The organism is Streptomyces eurythermus (assembly GCF_014649115.1).
Classification (GTDB): Bacteria; Actinomycetota; Actinomycetes; order Streptomycetales; family Streptomycetaceae; genus Streptomyces; species Streptomyces eurythermus.
This window is the reverse complement of sequence record NZ_BMSK01000006.1, coordinates 79891-94141: the sequence shown is the minus strand read 5'-3', so window position 1 is coordinate 94141 and position 14251 is coordinate 79891. Positions and strand designations below refer to the sequence as shown.

Sequence of the window (14251 nt, the reverse complement as noted above, 5' to 3'; positions counted from 1 at the left end):
CCACGGTCCGCACCGGTGCGGCCGCCGCGAACAGCAGGACCAGCGACAACGTCACGCCCACTGCCGGGGCCGGCACCAGCGCACTGTTCCCGGCGGCCCAGGGTCAGGCCGCGGCCGGGAGCGCGTAGCGCACGCCGGTCAGTTCCTCCGACAGTTCCCACAGCCGGGCGGCGGTGGCCGGGTCGGCGGCCCGGGGCGCCAGCTCCACCCGCTTCGGCGCGCCCCGCAGTTCGCCCATGCCGTCCGGTCCGTACAGCTCGCCGCCGCGCACCTCCTCGGCGGTGGCCGCGTACAGCTGGGGCAGGGCCCCCCGGTCCGGGGTCTGGGCGAGCGGCAGCAGCAGACGGCCGAAGAGGAACTTCACCAAGCCGACCGGGGCGGCCGTCTGCAGCCCGGTGGCCGTGTAGCCGGGGTGGGCGAGCACGCTGCGGACCGGGCTGCCGGCCGCGCTCAGCCGCCGGTGGAGTTCCCGGCCGAACACGGCGTTGGCGAGCTTGGACTGGTTGTAGTACGCCATCGGCGAGTACGTGCGCTCACCCGTCGGATCGTCGAAGAAGATCCTGCCCATGCGGTGGTTGGCGGAGGTCACCGTGACCACGCGGGGGTCCTCGCCCCGGGCCAGCAGGTCGAGCAGCAGGCCGGTGAGGGCGAAGTGGCCGAGGTGGTTGGCGGCGAACTGGACTTCCTGGCCCTGGGCGGTGAGCGTCCTGGGCGGCGCCATCAGGCCGGCGTTGTTGACGAGCACGTCGGGACGCACGCCGTCGGCGCGCAGCCGGTCGGCGAACGCGCGGACCGAGTCCGGGTCGGACAGGTCCAGCCGCCGCACCTCCAGCCGGGCCCCGGACCCTTCGGCCGTCACCTGCGCGACCGCTCGCCGCCCCTTCTCCTCGTCACGGACGGCGAGGATCACCTGGGCGCCCTTGCGCGCGAGTGCCCGGGTGGTCGCCAGACCGAGGCCGCTGTTCGCGCCCGTCACGACGAACACCCGCCCCTCCTGGTCCGGAATCCGGTCGGCGGTCCAGCTCTTCTGACTCGTCATACGGCTCACCGTGCCCCATGTGTCACCGAGTGTCAAGCATGACACTGTGAGCCAGAGGAGGCACGAAGGATACGATGGAGGGATGACATCCCGTCCCGCGGAAACCCTGGCCCAGCGCAAGCGGCAGCTCGTCGCCGACGAGTTGACCCAGGCGGCGCTGGGACTGCTGGCGCGCGGCGGGTTCGACGCGGTCACGGTGGACGAGATCGCCGCCGCCGCGGGGGTGTCCAAGCGGACCTTCTTCCGGTACTTCGCCTCCAAGGAGGACGTGGTCGTCCAGTTCCTGACCGGGCTGGGCGCGGCCATGCGGGAGGAACTGGCGAGCCGTCCGGCGTCGGAACCGCCGTCCACCGCCCTGCGGCACACGGTGTGGCGGTCCATCGACGCCTGCGCGGGTCAGACCGAACGGACCCTGCGTGTCGTGCAGTTGATCCTCGGAACCCCTGCACTGCTCGCCCGCTTCCTCGAACGCCAGGCCCAGTGGCGCGAGGAGCTCGCGGCCGTGGTGGCCGAACGCCTCGGCCTCGATCCGGCGACGGAGCTGTACCCGCGCCTGGCCGCGGGGATGGCGCTGACCGCCTTCCACACGGTGCTGCAACAGTGGAGCGAGAGCGACGGCACGAAGGATCCCGCCGTACTGACCGACGGATGCTTCACGGTCATCGCGCCGGCGCTGGACGCCGTGGCAGGCGAGTAGGCCGTCACAGCCGTGCCGCACACGGACGGGCCGCCGGGCGCGCGGCGGCAGGGCCGGGGGATCAGACGATGCGTGCGCGCGAGTGGGTACGGGCTGAGGCGACGTACGCTCTCAAGTCAGGCGGGAACACGGGTACGGGCGAGGTACGCGCGCCGAGGACGTGTCCGCAGGAGAGGTCGGGCCCGGACCACCGGTCGCCGCGTGCGGCCGCCGGTGGTCCGGGCCTGGCGCAGGTGCCCCTCGGACGCTCAGGCGGGTATGTCCGCCCCGGCGCCCGCCGTCTCGATGCCCGCCGTTTCGGGGGCGGGTTCGGGTACCGCCTTCGCGGGGGCCCAGGCCGCGCGTCGTCCGGCGAGCCGGCAGGCGGCACAGCCCGCGTGGCCCTGCCGGGCGGACCGGTCCCGCACACCCAGGGGGTGCTGGTCGGCCGGCCGTACCCCGGGCGGCTTGCCCCAGCCGGCGAGGTGGAGGACCCAGGTGACGACCACCGCCGCCGCCGTGAGGGCCAGGCCCAGCCAGATTCCCGGGCGCCAGCCGCAGACGCCGAGACCGACGACCGCGGTGCCCATGGTCGCCACGGCGCAGCCGGCCCATCCTGCCACCGTGTGGCCTTCGTCGTGATGTCCGCTCACGTGCCCCCTCCTCGCCACCACCGGAACCGGCACGTTCGGTTCTTGACCGGCCCCGGCACCACTCGCCCCGAACGACTTGGCGAGCAGGGAATCTATCCGGGGGTCAAGGGGGCCGCAATGGAGGCTGCGGCATGGGTATCTGACACTACATCAGCTCGTACTGGCGACCGGGCCGGCGGCGGCTGCTCGGGCGGCTCGCTCTATCCTCGCGCGATGGGCTTCCCAGTGGGCCGCGTCCTGCTGGGGAGCCGCCGAGGGGACTGTGGTACCTGTCGACCCGTCCAGTTGCTCACGCAGGATGTCGGCGTGCCCGGCGTGCCGGCTGGTCTCGGTGAGCATGTGGACCAGGATGTTGAACAGCGTCACGCGGGGGCGGGGCCACCAGGGCACATGGCCCGGGGAGTCGAGGGAAAGCGTGTCGATCGTGGCGTCCGAGTGCTGCCACACGCGGCGGTAACGGCCGGTGATCTCCTCACGCGTCTCGTGCTCGGTGACCCACAGGTCGGTGCCGCGCTCCCCCAGGTCGTCCCATCGGGGCAGCGGCTCGGGAAACGGCCGGTCGAAGACCTCCCCGAAGTACCGGGACTCCCAGACCGACAGGTGCTTGACCAGACCGAGAAGGTTGGTCCCCGTCGAGGTCAGGGGGCGGCGCACGTCGTACTCGCCGAGTCCGTCGAGCTTGCGGAGCATCACCTCCCGCGCCAGGCGCAGATCATTGTGCAGGTATTCCTTCGCGGCATCACCGGTCACGAGGCACGAGCCTGGCATGCGCCGCCGGCGCGATCAACCGTCGTGGAAAGTCCGGGGCCGGAGCTGGAGGACGTGGACCGGCGTCAGGTCGTCCTCGCCGAGAGGCTTCGCCGATTCCCGCGTGCGGAGCATATGTTGGGCGGGAATTCTGCGTTCCGTGGGTCTGTGGGGCCGTTGCTTCCGCTGTGGGGCTCGAGGCCCGTGCCGACGGGTCGTACCGGAAACAGCGAAGCACCGGGGAGCCGGATACATGTCCTACGCCGACTACCAGTACGAGATCTACCTCGACGGGCTGCGCGGAGAGGTGCCCAGCCTGCCGATGACCTACGCGGACCTCGAAGCACGGGCCCAGGCGGCGATGTCGCCGTCGGTGCGCTCGTACGTGGCCGGCGGCGCCGGCGACGAGCACACCCAGCGGGCGAACGTCACCGCGTTCGAGGGGTGGGGACTCGTGCCGCGGATGATGGTGAGCCCCACCCGACGCGACCTGTCGGTGGACCTGTTCGGCATGCGGCTGGCCACGCCGCTGTTCATGGCGCCGGTCGGGGTGATCGGGCTGTGCGCCCAGGACGGCCACGGCGATCTCGCCGCCGCGCGGGCCGCCGCCCGTACCGGCGTGCCCATGGTCGCCTCCACCCTCACGGTCGACCCGATGGAGGAGGTGGCCCCCGAGTTCGGCGACACCCCGGGCTTCTTCCAGCTCTACACGCCCACCGACCGGGAGGTGGCCGAGAGCCTGGTGCGCCGGGCGGAGGCCGCCGGGTTCCGGGGCATCGTGGTCACCCTCGACACCTGGATCCCCGGGTGGCGACCGCGCGATCTGGCGGCCGCCAACTTCCCCCAGCTACGCGGTCACTGCCTGGCCAACTACTTATCCGACCCGGTGTTCCGCTCCCGGCTCGCCAAGTCCCCCGAGGACGATCCGGCGGCCGCCGTCATGCACTGGGTGCGGCTCTTCGGCAACCCGCTCACCTGGGCCGACCTGCCCTGGCTGCGGTCGATGACCGATCTGCCGCTGATTCTCAAGGGAATCTGCCACCCCGACGACGTCCGCCGCGCGAAGGACGGCGGTGTGGACGGCGTCTACTGTTCCAACCACGGTGGCCGACAGGCCAATGGCGGCCTGCCCGCGCTCGACGCCCTGCCCGCCGTGGTCGAGGCCGCCGACGGCTTGCCCGTGCTGTTCGACTCCGGGGTGCGTACCGGCGCCGACGTCGTCAAGGCCATCGCCCTGGGCGCCACGGCCGTGGGCATCGGCCGCCCGTGCGCCTACGGCGCGGCCCTCGGCGGCACCGACGGCATCGTCCACGTCCTGCGCGCCTTGCTCGCCGAGACCGACCTCCTCATGGCCGTCGACGGCTATCCCACCCTCGCCGATCTCACGCCGGAGGCCCTGCGCCGCGTCCGCTGACCGATCGCACCGGCCGCGTGCGCGGGGGCCGTCGCCCACTCCGGGCCACGCCCTCGGGGCGGTGGTGAGGCGGCAGAGGTGTGCGCCGCGCATCGAATCGTGGCGGCAGTGGCAGCCTGCCATCATGACCGCGTGTCCGGCCCCGAGCCGGCGGAACTCCAAGGAGTGCGAAACCCTATGAGCATCCCCGAAGGACCCCTTCCCTCGGACTCACCGCCATGGGACGACATCGGCCGCCTGGCCGCGCTCTTCACCAGCCTGGACACCGAGCGCGGGATGACGCCGGAGCAGCAGTGGACGCTGCAAGCGCTCAAGATCTCCGAGGAGGCCGGCGAGACCGCGCAGGCGGTGATCGGCGCCTGGGGCACCAACCCCAGAAAAGGCCGGAGCCACACATGGCGGCAGGTGCAGGAGGAAGTCGCGGACACCGCGATCACCAGCCTGGTGTCGCTGTACCGGATGCTGGGCGAGGAGGCGCCCGCGTTCTTCGCCGCCGTACTGGCCGAGAAGTCCGCGAAGTACCTCGCGTTCGAAGCGGCCGGAGACCAGCGGCACCGGGCGCCGTGCGCTCCGTCGGCGGACCAACGGGAAGGAAACTGACGGGAATCGGCAGGGAGGGCCGCCATCGTGCCGCGGCGATCCGGCACCGGGAAAATCAGGTGCCGCGCGACACCGGGGCGTCCATAATCCACGCGTGGCCACCATGAGCGTCGACGGGGCGGAACGCCGCCCGTCCCCCCGGTCCTCCTTGACGGCACTGGCCGGACGCGGCTTCGGCGCGATCCCGCCAACCGCCCTGGTGCTGCTCGGTGTAGTCAGCGTTCAGGTGGGCTCGGCCCTGGCCAAGCACCTGTTCGACGCGGTGGGCAGCTTCGGAACGGTCGCGTTGCGCCTGTTCTTCGCGGCGGCGGTGCTGATGCTGCTGTGGCGGCCGTCGCTGCGCCTCCCTCGCCGCACCTGGGCGGTGGTACTCGGCTACGGCGTGACGCTCGGCCTGATGAACCTGTGCTTCTACCTGGCGCTGGCCCGCGTTCCCCTGGGGATCGCGGTCACCACCGAGTTCCTCGGACCACTGGCGGTGGCGCTGGCCGGGTCCAGGCGCTGGCTGGACGCGCTGTGGGCCCTGCTCGCGGCGGGCGGTGTGGTCCTGCTGATGGAGGGAGGCGGCGACCTCGATCTCGTCGGTCTGCTGTTCGCCCTCGCGGCGGGAACGTGCTGGGGCCTGTACATCCTGGTCGGCGCGGCGCTGGGCCGCCACACCACGGAGGGCCACGGCCTGGCTCTGGGCATGGCCGTCGCGGCCCTGGTGGCCGTGCCGTTCGGCGTGGCCGACAGCGGAACGGCGCTGGCACGGCCCTGGATCCTGGCAGCGGGCCTCGGTGTGGCACTGCTGTCGTCGGTGATCCCGTACTCGCTCGACCTGGAAGCACTCCGCAAGGTCCCGCCGCATGTGTTCGGGATCCTGATGAGCCTGGAACCGGCGATGGCGGCCCTCATCGGCCTGGTCGTCCTCCAGGAGTCGCTGCACTGGACGCAGTGGATCGCGGTGCTGTGCGTGGTGGCCGCCTCGGCGGGCGCCACCCGCGGCGCGCGGCCCGACGACACCTAGGCGGTTTCGTTTGGATCAGCGGGCGGACCACAGGAAGATGCCTGCGATGTGGAGTCCGGCCAGGTAGATGGTGGCTGTCTTCTCATAGCGGGTGGCGATGCCGCGCCACTGCTTGAGGCGGTTGATGCACCGCTCGACGGTATTGCGCTGCTTGTAGGCCTCACGGTCGAAGGCTGGCGGTCTGCCGCCCCGGCTGCCTCGCCGCAGCCGGTGGTCACGCTGATCCGCCGGGGTCGGGATCACTGCCCGAATGCCGCGTTTGCGCAGGTGGCTGCGGATCGCGCGGGAGGAATAGGCCTTGTCCGCCAGGACCATGTCCGGCCTGGTGCGAGGGCGTCCGCGCCGGCGGGGAACACGCAGGTGGGCCATGACGTCGGTGAAGGCCGGTGCATCGCCTGCCTGTCCGGCGGTGAGAACGAACGCGAGGGGCCGGCAGCGGGCATCGGCGGCCAAGTGGATCTTGGTCGTCAGCCCACCGCGGGACCGGCCGATGGCGTGGTCGGCCGGTTCGCCGGCCGGGGCCCCTTTTTGCGGGCCCCCGCCGCGTGCTGGTGAGCTCGCACGATCGTGGAGTCGACGGACACGGCCCAGCCGAGGTCTTCATCGGCGTCGGCCTGGGCCATCAGGGTGGTGAACACCCGCTCCCAGGTGCCGTCGACGGCCCACATCCGCAGCCGGTTGTAGACGCCTCGCCAGTTGCCGTACTTCTCCGGCAAGTGGACCCACTGCGTTCCGGTCTGGAACTTGAAGGCGATGGCGTCGATCACCTCACGGTGGTCCCGCCACCGACCACCCCGCTTCGGCGTGCGGTCCGGGAGCAACGGCTCGATCCGCGCCCACTGCGCATCTGTTAACGGCACACCCGGACCCAACGACCAACCGATCCAAACGAAACTGCCTAGGGCTGCGGAAGTGGGCCGTCGACGGCACGTGGGAGAAGGTCTTCACCGCGCTGCTTGCCCAGTCCGGCGCCGAGGCCGCTGGGCGTCACACAAGCGGTCGACGCTGCCCTGGACGCGGAACCCCCGAGCCGACTGCGGCAGGAACCGGCCCCGCTGAGCCAGGAGGCGCAGGGTTCCCACCGCTGCTTCCGCGGGGCCGGTGTAGTACACACGTACCCCGTGGGGCGTTTGACACGCCGCATGCGCCCGGTCGTCGGGCAGGGCGGGCCCTCTCGCACGACGCGGGGTCCGGCCGTCACCGGCCGGACCCCGTCGTTCACTGTGAACCGCGCTTCTCGCGCCGTGCGCCGGTACCTACCAGCGGTACCAGCGTCCCTTGCGGCCCGTACTGTCCGCGGACCGCACGACGAAGCCCAGGAGCCACAGCACCAGCACGATCACCGCGATCCACCAGAGCGCCTTCAGCGCGAAACCCGCGCCGAAGAGGATCAGGGCCAGCAGAAGAACCAGAAGCAGGGGAACCATCGTTATCAACCTCCTGGCCACCGGATGCCCTTACCTCACCACTACAAGCACACAGAAAGCGAGTTAACTTCACGCGTGGACGGGGCATACGCACGCCGCGCGCGGTTCCCCCTTCCGGGCAGTCGCCGCACCACAGCGGCACCCTGCCGATCACGCGGTCGCGGATCCGCGATTCGGGTTTGCCTGCGCCGTGCGGGGTCATACGCCAGCCGGAACGACTTGCCGAGACGGAAGAAGGGTTGACCATGACCGCCAGTGAGAAGGCGCGGGCCAAGGCCGAGCAGGCCGTCGGCAAGATCGCGCAGGCGGCCGGACGGGCCATCGGAAACAACAAGCTGGTCGCCAAGGGCGGCGCCGCCGAGGCCGTGGGAAAGGCCCGCGAGAACAAGGAGTCGCTCAAGGAGACCGGTCGCCGCTGACCGGCTCCCCACGCCGTGTCGGCAGGCCGGATCCCTGGTCTGCCGACACGGTGTTGTCGTCCGGCGGAGACGCCGGACGCGGCATGACGGCCCGTCCGGTGACTTCGGTGGTCACCCGGAAACCCTGACACCGGCGCGGGGCCGCCGGGCACGGCACGTCGGTCCAGCGCCGCAGGCGTACCGACGGCCTTCTTGCCGTGAACGGCCGGGTGTCGTCGGCATCGTCACAGGCCGCGGAGCCTCCTCCGCATCAGTTCCTCCGTGCCGCGTGTCCGGTACGGAATCGGGGCATCCGGAGGACAGGAAGGAGGGGCTGCCGGATGACCGCTTCCCGTCCGTTCGTGCCCCGATGGGCGACGACGGTGACCGCCTCGGGACCGGCGCGAGTACTGCTGTTCGCCGCAGCCGAACCGCACGTTCGAGGTCGTCGTCGACCCGGAGAAGGCCGCCGAGTGCCCGCCGGACGCCCCGCACGGCACCCGCACCCTGTACGCCGACGAGCCCGCTGCATTCCCCCCGGATCCGAGGGGGTGCGCAACTCTCCAGATGACGACCGCCGGCACGAGCCGCCGGCCCCGCGGACAACCACCTTACGACGCAGGGTCCTTGACGACTGGAGGACCGAATGACCCGCCTCGCCTCGTCCTCACGCGCGGCCTCTCGCGGCCGCGCGCCCCGAACGAGTCCCCTTGCCAGGTTCGGCCTGCGGGGCCGGACCAGGTCGGAGGCACATGTTCCTGAGGTCACCGACAGAAATCCGCTGACGAAGGCGACCGGGAACGGCGGACTGTTCCCGAGGGTGTGGGCACGGCGGTGGGGCGGCCGTGCCCGGGGCACGAGGGCGGGCAGGGCGGGCGACGCCCGTGCGGCCTCCGCGGCGAGGGCCGTCGAGGAAACGACGGCCCGCCGCTCCCGCCGTCGGCACGTGCTCCCGTGGCCGGTACGGGCATTGGCGATGCTCTGCGCCTTCGTCTTCATGGTCGCCTTCGCCGCCGTACTGGCCAAGATCACCCTGGAGCCGTCCCCGGCCTCGGCTTCCCTGGCGCACAGCAATCTGCACCCCGGCCGCTCCCTCAAAGCCTATCTGGACCAGCCTGACCTGCGGGACGCCGTCAAGCAGATAGGGGGCAACCTCCTGCTGGGCGTGCCGTTCGGGATACTGCTGCCGGTGCTCGCCCCGGGGGCCCGGGGGTTCTGGCGGGTGATGCTGTCGACCGCCACGGTGATGCTGCTGGTCGAGATGGCCCAGGGTTCCCTGGTCACCGGACGGGTCTTCGACGTGGACGATGTCATCCTCAACACCTCCGGGGCATTGGCCGGTTACCTGCTGCTGGGCCGCAGGCTCGGACGGGTGCACGATCGCCGCGAGGGCACGTGACGCGAACGGCGGTCCTTGCGGGCGTCCACGACCAGCTTCCCGGTGGGAACGGCGTGCGAGGGCTCCGCCACGGGTCGGCTGCCGGTCAGGCGCCCGGCGGGGTGGGGCGCAGGGCGAGGAGGGCGATGTCGTCGGTGCTACCGGCGCCGAGGCTGAGGACCAGTTCGTCGCAGAAGACGTCGAGGGGTGCCTGGGCGAGGGCGGCGGTGTGCCGGCGCAGCCGGCCCAAGGCATCGCTGAGGGATTCTCCCGGGCGTTCGATCAGGCCGTCGGTGAACATGAGCAGGGTGGAGTGGGCCGGCAGCGGGTCGCGGGCGGTGGTTCTGGGAAGGGTGCTGTCCACGCCGATCAGGAGACCCGAGGCGGATTCCAGGTAGTGGGTGTCGCCGTCGGGACACGTCAGGATCAGAGGGAGGTGGCCGGCGGATGAGTGGTGCACTTCCCATGGGCCGTTCTCGGGGCCTTTGACGACGGCGTAGGCGCAGGTCGCGGTGGAGTGCGGGTACAGGGTGAGGGTCGCGAGGTCGAGGCGGCGCAGTACCTCCGCGGGCCGGTCCTGGCAGTCGACGGCGATGCCGCGGAGCATGTTGCGCAGTTGGCTCATCGTCACGGCGGCGTTCAGATCATGCCCGGACACGTCTCCGATGACCAAGGCGGTGTCGCCGTCGGGCAGGGTGAAGGCGTCGAACCAGTCGCCGCCGACCTGGGCGGTGGTACTGGACGGGGCGTAGCGGGCGGTGATCTCCATGGACGGGATGTGCGGGAGGCGGGGCAGAAGGGAACGTTGAAGCTGCTCGGCCGCGTTGCGGGTGTGCTGGTGCAGGCGGGCGTTGTCGACGCTCAGCGAGATGCCTTTCACAAGGTCGGCGACGAGGAGCGCGTCCTGTTCGGTGAAGGGGTCGTCGTGGCCGGTACGTACGACGATCAGGGCGCCCAGCACCTCGCGCCGGGCCCGCAGCGGCGCCATGATCGTGCTGCCGGCGTCCAGCTGCTCGAACAGCCTCAGCTGCCGGGCGTCCAGGGCGCTTTCCGCCTGGTCCGGTGAGGGGATGTCGGTGATCAGCAGGGGTCCCGCGCCATTCAGTACCCGGGCCAGCGGTCCTCGCGCGTTCTCGGACACCGGGGGCAGCCTGCCGAGGTCCACCCCGGCGCTCAGTGCCCGAGGCTCGCGGTGGACGACGCAGACCCGCTCGACGTCCCCGTGCTCGCCGAGCAGGTCGACCACGCACCAGGCGGCCATCTGCCGGGTGAGGACGTGGCACACCCGGCGCAGTCCCTCGCGCAAGTCGAGTGTGCTCGACAGCGCACTGGTGGTGTCGGCCAGCAGGCTCAACCGCTCCCAGGACCGTGTCGCCTTTTCACCACCGCCCCGCGGCGCCGCTGCCGCGCCGGTATGCGGCCGCACCGAGGGCCCGGCACCGGGACGCGACACCGGCCGGTCCTCCCCGGGAGCCGTCGCTCTGGGCATGAACTGGCCGATCCGTACCGTGCGGCCGTCCACCGCCTCCTGACTGCGGACGTGCAGACGCACCGGGACCAGGCTGCCGTCGCGGTGCAACGCCGGCAGGGGGATGGACCGGCCCATGATGCGGGACCGGCCGGTCAGCCGCAGCGCGGTGAACCCGGCGCGATGCCGCTCGCGCAGATGCGCGGGGATCAGCACGGTCAGCGGTCTGCCGATCAGTTCGTCCGTCTGCCATCCCAGCAGGTCGGCCAGAGCGGCGTTGGCCGCGATGATCCGGCCGTCGTCGTCGGCGGCGACCGTCGGGACATTGCTGTCCTCCACGTCGCCGGCGTCCCACGGCGCCAGTTCGACGGAGGTCGCGTCCGGTACACCGGGCAGCAGTGTCCAGGCGGTGGGCGGTCCTCCGGAGAGTTGGGTGACCAGCTGGTCGAGCACCCATTCGTAGTGGCTCCGCACGTGCGGCGGAGCCGGGAGGGTGAGCAGGGACCCCAGCTGTGCCGCCGCGTCGCCTTGTTCGAAGACGTGCCGCAACGTGTCCACGGCGGGCGCGGCGTCCAACGGGAACGCGATGTCCAGGGTCACCGTGGCGCCGCTGGTGACCGTCTCCTCCAGTGCGGATGTCATGCACGCGCTGATCACGTTGGCCACATCGTTGGCGACGAGCAGCTCGGGGCCCGACACTCCGGTATGTTCCTCGACGCGTGTGGTCGACATCAGTTCGCGCAGCATCTCGTCACCGTGCTGCTGTGCCGCGCGGAACAGGATGTACGGCATGTCGATCAGCGTCACGGTCGCGGTCCGCCCGCACATGGGCACGGACTCCCACCCGGACGTCGGCGGCACCGGGGCCTTGGGCCACAGCTCGAACCAGACCGTCTTGCGGCCCTCCCCGACGTGTGCCCCGTGGCTGGAGGCCAGCTCCTCGACCACGGCAAGGCCCCGCCCCGTACCGGCATACGGCCTGGACTCCCGCGGCACGAGCGGACGATCCGGCCGTCCGTCGCCGACTCGCACCCGCACTTGTCCCTCGTGCGACCAGATCCGCACCTCCACATCGGTTCGCGCGTGCAGCACCGCGTTGGTCACCAGCTCGCTGGTCAGCAACTCGGCGGTGTCCACCACCTCCTGCGCGACACCGCGCAACGCCGACCGCACGAACCGCCGGGCCAGCGGCGCACTGCGCGTCTCCGGAGGAAAACGCCGGGAGAGGACTCCGGATGGACTAGAGCTGTTCATAGCACCATCAATCCCTCTGAGGTGCGGAAATCTAACTTGTCCGTACGGTGTGATCCAGCGGTGCGGGAACGTCTCCCGCCTTGGACCGGGTCGGCACCTCGGGCGGGTGACCACCGGGCCGAAGGAACACCTGACCCGCATCCCGCCACGACGCGCACGCAACCCGCACATCACAGCCGACGCAACGGCGGACGAAGAAGCCGGCCGCCCACGCCCCGCCGCACAGATCAAAGCGTCCGCGAGACCGATGACCACGAGGGCCGGCGCCTGCTGCGGACTGTCCGCAGAGGCACCGGGTCGGTGGTGACCTGGCGGCGGGCCCGGATGGTGCTGCTGTCCGCGCAGGCGCTCCACCAGAGGCACATGGGCGGGCGGCCCGGGACGTTCACGCCGCCCGAGCACGGCCTGCGATCGCCGACGGCGAGGTCATGCCGGAGGAGGGTGAGCATGAAATCGCCCTCTGTCCGGGCGAGTTACGCTCCTCGACCTCCGGCCTCACCCTGGGCGGCAGTGGGCCGAGCACGGTGGGCCGGCACAAGGACCCCGACTGTGTCACCGGCCGCGTCGATCCCCACTTCGTCCGCCGCTCGTTCAGGGCAGGCGGGCGTGTTCGGCTCGGGTGGCGGCGATCCGCTCACGCGCGAGCGTACGGGCCCGCTTGGTGTCGCCGCCGGTGAGTCGGGCGAGGATCGTCGCGAGCGGCCTGATCTGGCCCCAGCCGCCCCAGTGACCCTCGGGTATCTCGGTGGGGAACACCCAGATCCGGCTGGCGTCACGCGGCCAGGCGCCGTTCTCCGCGTCGAGGATCGCCTCGGTGACCTCGGCGATGACGCTCGCGCGCTTCCGCTCGTCGAGCTGGCCCTCGGGGACGGACGGGACGACCTTGTAGCGAGGCGCGTCCGCGGGTTCTCCGCCGACGTATACGCCGGCCGGTCGGTGCAGCCAGAGCCAGGAGACGGAACGGCTCACCGGGTCGGCGGGGTCGAATCCCTCGTTGCGGACGAGGATCTCGGTGATGCGGTTCAGCAGCGCCGCCTCGGCGTCCGGCTGGAGCGCGCCGTCGGGAATGTACACGTCGAGCATGGGCATGGTCGCTCTCCTTCGTGAGTTTAGTTCTTCAACTCAGGTCGGAGCCTATGAGGGCTGAGTTCAGCTTGTAAACCCAGAGGGGTACACTCGCCCCATGGAGACGCGGCGAATCGACCCGGTGAACTGCTCGGTGGCGCGCGCCCTCTCGGTGGTGGGAGAGCGCTGGTCGTTGCTGATCGTGCGTGAAGCGCTGGACGGCGCGCGCCGGTTCGGAGAGTTCCACTCCCGCCTCGGGATCGCCAGAAATCTCCTGGCGACCCGGCTCGAGACCTTGGTGACCGCGGGAGTGATGCGTCGCGTGCCCTATCAGGAGCCCGGGGACCGGCAGCGCTTCGCCTACGAGCTCACCGAGCAGGGCCGGGCGTTGCGGCCCACGCTCGTGGCGCTCCTGGAATGGGGTGACACGTACCTCGCCGACCCGCAGGGTCCGTCGGTCATCGTCCGGCATCGCCCCGTCGACGACGCGGGTTCCTGCGACGAGCCGGTCAAGGTCGTCCTCGAGTGCGCTGCGGGGCACAGCCACCTCGCCCCGGAAGACGTCTGCCGCACACCCGGGCCGGGCGCGCGCTTCCTGGAAATCTCCTGAGACAAGGACGTCAGGTAGTACACGCCCGTGGCGAGGGTGGTGTCCTGCGGGGCGCCCGCTGTCCGGCCGGGTCCCGGTGCAGGGCGGCGAAATCATCGTCAGTGGCGCGGTCCTCCGGGCCTGTTGCCGTGGCGCAGCTGGATCCTGGTGTCGCCGATCTCCACTGCCGGGCCGTTGCGCCGCCTGCTGCCGGGGATGTACGCGTTGGGATCGACGCTGGGGCCGCACGAGCCGGCCGTCGTGTGCCGGGCGGGCGGAGCCGGAGGTGCCGCCGCCGCACCGGCCGGAGTGGTGAGCAGCAGGGCTGCGGCGACCACCGCCACCGTGGTCCCGGACGTGGTGCAAAGAGGCATGAGGGCCGACGTGCCCCGGGCCCGAGCCGATGCTTTCCTCTTGGTCATCACGGTACCTTCCCGTTGCGTCCGTACGTTCCGTGGACGAGGGGGGGACCAGCGGTCGGGTGTGACGTGACTTCGCTGCCCACCGCCCTTGTGCCCGACCGCGGATGATCCC

At 71.3% G+C, this 14251-nt stretch carries 14 protein-coding genes and 1 pseudogene; 7 read left to right on the top strand and 8 right to left on the bottom strand.

Annotated elements, in window-relative coordinates; all coding sequences use genetic code 11:
• Positions 1 to 103: 103 nt before the first annotated feature.
• On the bottom strand, positions 104 to 1039 hold the full coding sequence (locus IE251_RS12885) for an oxidoreductase (protein ID WP_189753034.1): 936 nt from the start codon (positions 1037 to 1039) through the stop codon (positions 104 to 106).
• A gap of 82 nt (positions 1040 to 1121) precedes the next feature.
• Here IE251_RS12885 and IE251_RS12880 point away from each other — a divergent pair, with 82 nt between their 5' ends.
• Positions 1122 to 1736: an acyl-CoA-like ligand-binding transcription factor gene (locus tag IE251_RS12880; protein ID WP_189753033.1), complete on the top strand. Its 615-nt coding sequence runs from the start codon at positions 1122 to 1124 to the stop codon at positions 1734 to 1736.
• A gap of 248 nt (positions 1737 to 1984) precedes the next feature.
• On the opposite strand, the gene IE251_RS12875 is transcribed toward IE251_RS12880, so the two are convergent.
• Both IE251_RS12875 and IE251_RS12870 read right to left on the bottom strand, forming a co-directional pair.
• Positions 1985 to 2368, bottom strand: a complete 384-nt coding sequence (locus IE251_RS12875; protein ID WP_229896724.1) for an HGxxPAAW family protein — start codon at positions 2366 to 2368, stop codon at positions 1985 to 1987.
• A gap of 150 nt (positions 2369 to 2518) precedes the next feature.
• Positions 2519 to 3118: a DinB family protein gene (locus tag IE251_RS12870; protein WP_189753032.1), complete on the bottom strand. Its 600-nt coding sequence runs from the start codon at positions 3116 to 3118 to the stop codon at positions 2519 to 2521.
• Between the two features lie 250 nt (positions 3119 to 3368).
• Here IE251_RS12870 and IE251_RS12865 point away from each other — a divergent pair, with 250 nt between their 5' ends.
• From IE251_RS12865 to IE251_RS12855, 3 genes are all read left to right on the top strand, one after another.
• Entirely contained in the window at positions 3369 to 4529 is a 1161-nt protein-coding gene (locus tag IE251_RS12865) for an alpha-hydroxy-acid oxidizing protein (protein ID WP_189753031.1), read from the top strand.
• 177 nt (positions 4530 to 4706) lie between these two features.
• Positions 4707 to 5129, top strand: a complete 423-nt coding sequence (locus IE251_RS12860; RefSeq protein WP_229896723.1) for a MazG-like family protein — start codon at positions 4707 to 4709, stop codon at positions 5127 to 5129.
• A 103-nt stretch (positions 5130 to 5232) separates the two neighbouring features.
• On the top strand, positions 5233 to 6138 hold the full coding sequence (locus tag IE251_RS12855) for an EamA family transporter (protein WP_189753346.1): 906 nt from the start codon (positions 5233 to 5235) through the stop codon (positions 6136 to 6138).
• Between the two features lie 15 nt (positions 6139 to 6153).
• Here IE251_RS12855 and IE251_RS12850 read toward each other — a convergent pair.
• Positions 6154 to 7010: pseudogene (locus IE251_RS12850) on the bottom strand (IS5 family transposase).
• Between the two features lie 384 nt (positions 7011 to 7394).
• Positions 7395 to 7565: a DUF5670 family protein gene (locus tag IE251_RS12845; RefSeq protein WP_030775946.1), complete on the bottom strand. Its 171-nt coding sequence runs from the start codon at positions 7563 to 7565 to the stop codon at positions 7395 to 7397.
• Positions 7566 to 7810: 245 nt separating this feature from the next.
• Between IE251_RS12845 and IE251_RS12840 the strand changes: the two genes are divergently transcribed.
• Complete coding sequence (locus IE251_RS12840) at positions 7811 to 7984, top strand: CsbD family protein (protein ID WP_189753030.1); 174 nt, start codon at positions 7811 to 7813, stop codon at positions 7982 to 7984.
• Between the two features lie 799 nt (positions 7985 to 8783).
• Positions 8784 to 9362 (top strand): VanZ family protein, encoded by a 579-nt coding sequence (locus IE251_RS40930; RefSeq protein ID WP_373301990.1) that lies wholly within the window; start codon positions 8784 to 8786, stop codon positions 9360 to 9362.
• 85 nt (positions 9363 to 9447) lie between these two features.
• Here the strand turns inward: IE251_RS40930 and IE251_RS12830 are convergent, their stop codons facing one another.
• Both IE251_RS12830 and IE251_RS12825 read right to left on the bottom strand, forming a co-directional pair.
• Positions 9448 to 12063 carry a SpoIIE family protein phosphatase gene (locus IE251_RS12830; protein ID WP_189753028.1) on the bottom strand — a complete coding sequence of 872 codons (2616 nt, stop codon included), beginning with the start codon at positions 12061 to 12063 and terminating at the stop codon, positions 9448 to 9450.
• Between the two features lie 591 nt (positions 12064 to 12654).
• On the bottom strand, positions 12655 to 13152 hold the full coding sequence (locus IE251_RS12825; RefSeq protein ID WP_189753027.1) for a tautomerase family protein: 498 nt from the start codon (positions 13150 to 13152) through the stop codon (positions 12655 to 12657).
• A 94-nt stretch (positions 13153 to 13246) separates the two neighbouring features.
• On the opposite strand from IE251_RS12825, the gene IE251_RS12820 reads away from it, so the two are divergent.
• Entirely contained in the window at positions 13247 to 13738 is a 492-nt protein-coding gene (locus IE251_RS12820; protein ID WP_189753026.1) for a winged helix-turn-helix transcriptional regulator, read from the top strand.
• A gap of 98 nt (positions 13739 to 13836) precedes the next feature.
• On the opposite strand, the gene IE251_RS12815 is transcribed toward IE251_RS12820, so the two are convergent.
• A complete protein-coding gene (locus tag IE251_RS12815; RefSeq protein ID WP_189753025.1) occupies positions 13837 to 14091 on the bottom strand; it encodes a hypothetical protein in 255 nt (84 codons plus the stop codon).
• Positions 14092 to 14251: the final 160 nt, after the last annotated feature.

Excerpts from the sequence above, each read along its gene's own strand:
- IE251_RS12830 (WP_189753028.1), bottom strand. The coding sequence starts at position 12,063 with ATGAACAGCTCTAGTCCATCCGGAGTCCTCTCCCGGCGTTTTCCTCCG.
- IE251_RS12845 (WP_030775946.1), bottom strand. The coding sequence starts at position 7,565 with ATGGTTCCCCTGCTTCTGGTTCTTCTGCTGGCCCTGATCCTCTTCGGC.
- IE251_RS12825 (WP_189753027.1), bottom strand. The coding sequence starts at position 13,152 with ATGCCCATGCTCGACGTGTACATTCCCGACGGCGCGCTCCAGCCGGAC.
- IE251_RS12815 (WP_189753025.1), bottom strand. The coding sequence starts at position 14,091 with ATGCCTCTTTGCACCACGTCCGGGACCACGGTGGCGGTGGTCGCCGCA.
- IE251_RS12855 (WP_189753346.1), top strand. The coding sequence starts at position 5,233 with ATGAGCGTCGACGGGGCGGAACGCCGCCCGTCCCCCCGGTCCTCCTTG.
- IE251_RS12865 (WP_189753031.1), top strand. The coding sequence starts at position 3,369 with ATGTCCTACGCCGACTACCAGTACGAGATCTACCTCGACGGGCTGCGC.
- IE251_RS12880 (WP_189753033.1), top strand. The coding sequence starts at position 1,122 with ATGACATCCCGTCCCGCGGAAACCCTGGCCCAGCGCAAGCGGCAGCTC.
- IE251_RS12840 (WP_189753030.1), top strand. The coding sequence starts at position 7,811 with ATGACCGCCAGTGAGAAGGCGCGGGCCAAGGCCGAGCAGGCCGTCGGC.
- IE251_RS12820 (WP_189753026.1), top strand. The coding sequence starts at position 13,247 with ATGGAGACGCGGCGAATCGACCCGGTGAACTGCTCGGTGGCGCGCGCC.
- IE251_RS12860 (WP_229896723.1), top strand. The coding sequence starts at position 4,707 with ATGAGCATCCCCGAAGGACCCCTTCCCTCGGACTCACCGCCATGGGAC.
- IE251_RS12885 (WP_189753034.1), bottom strand. The coding sequence starts at position 1,039 with ATGACGAGTCAGAAGAGCTGGACCGCCGACCGGATTCCGGACCAGGAG.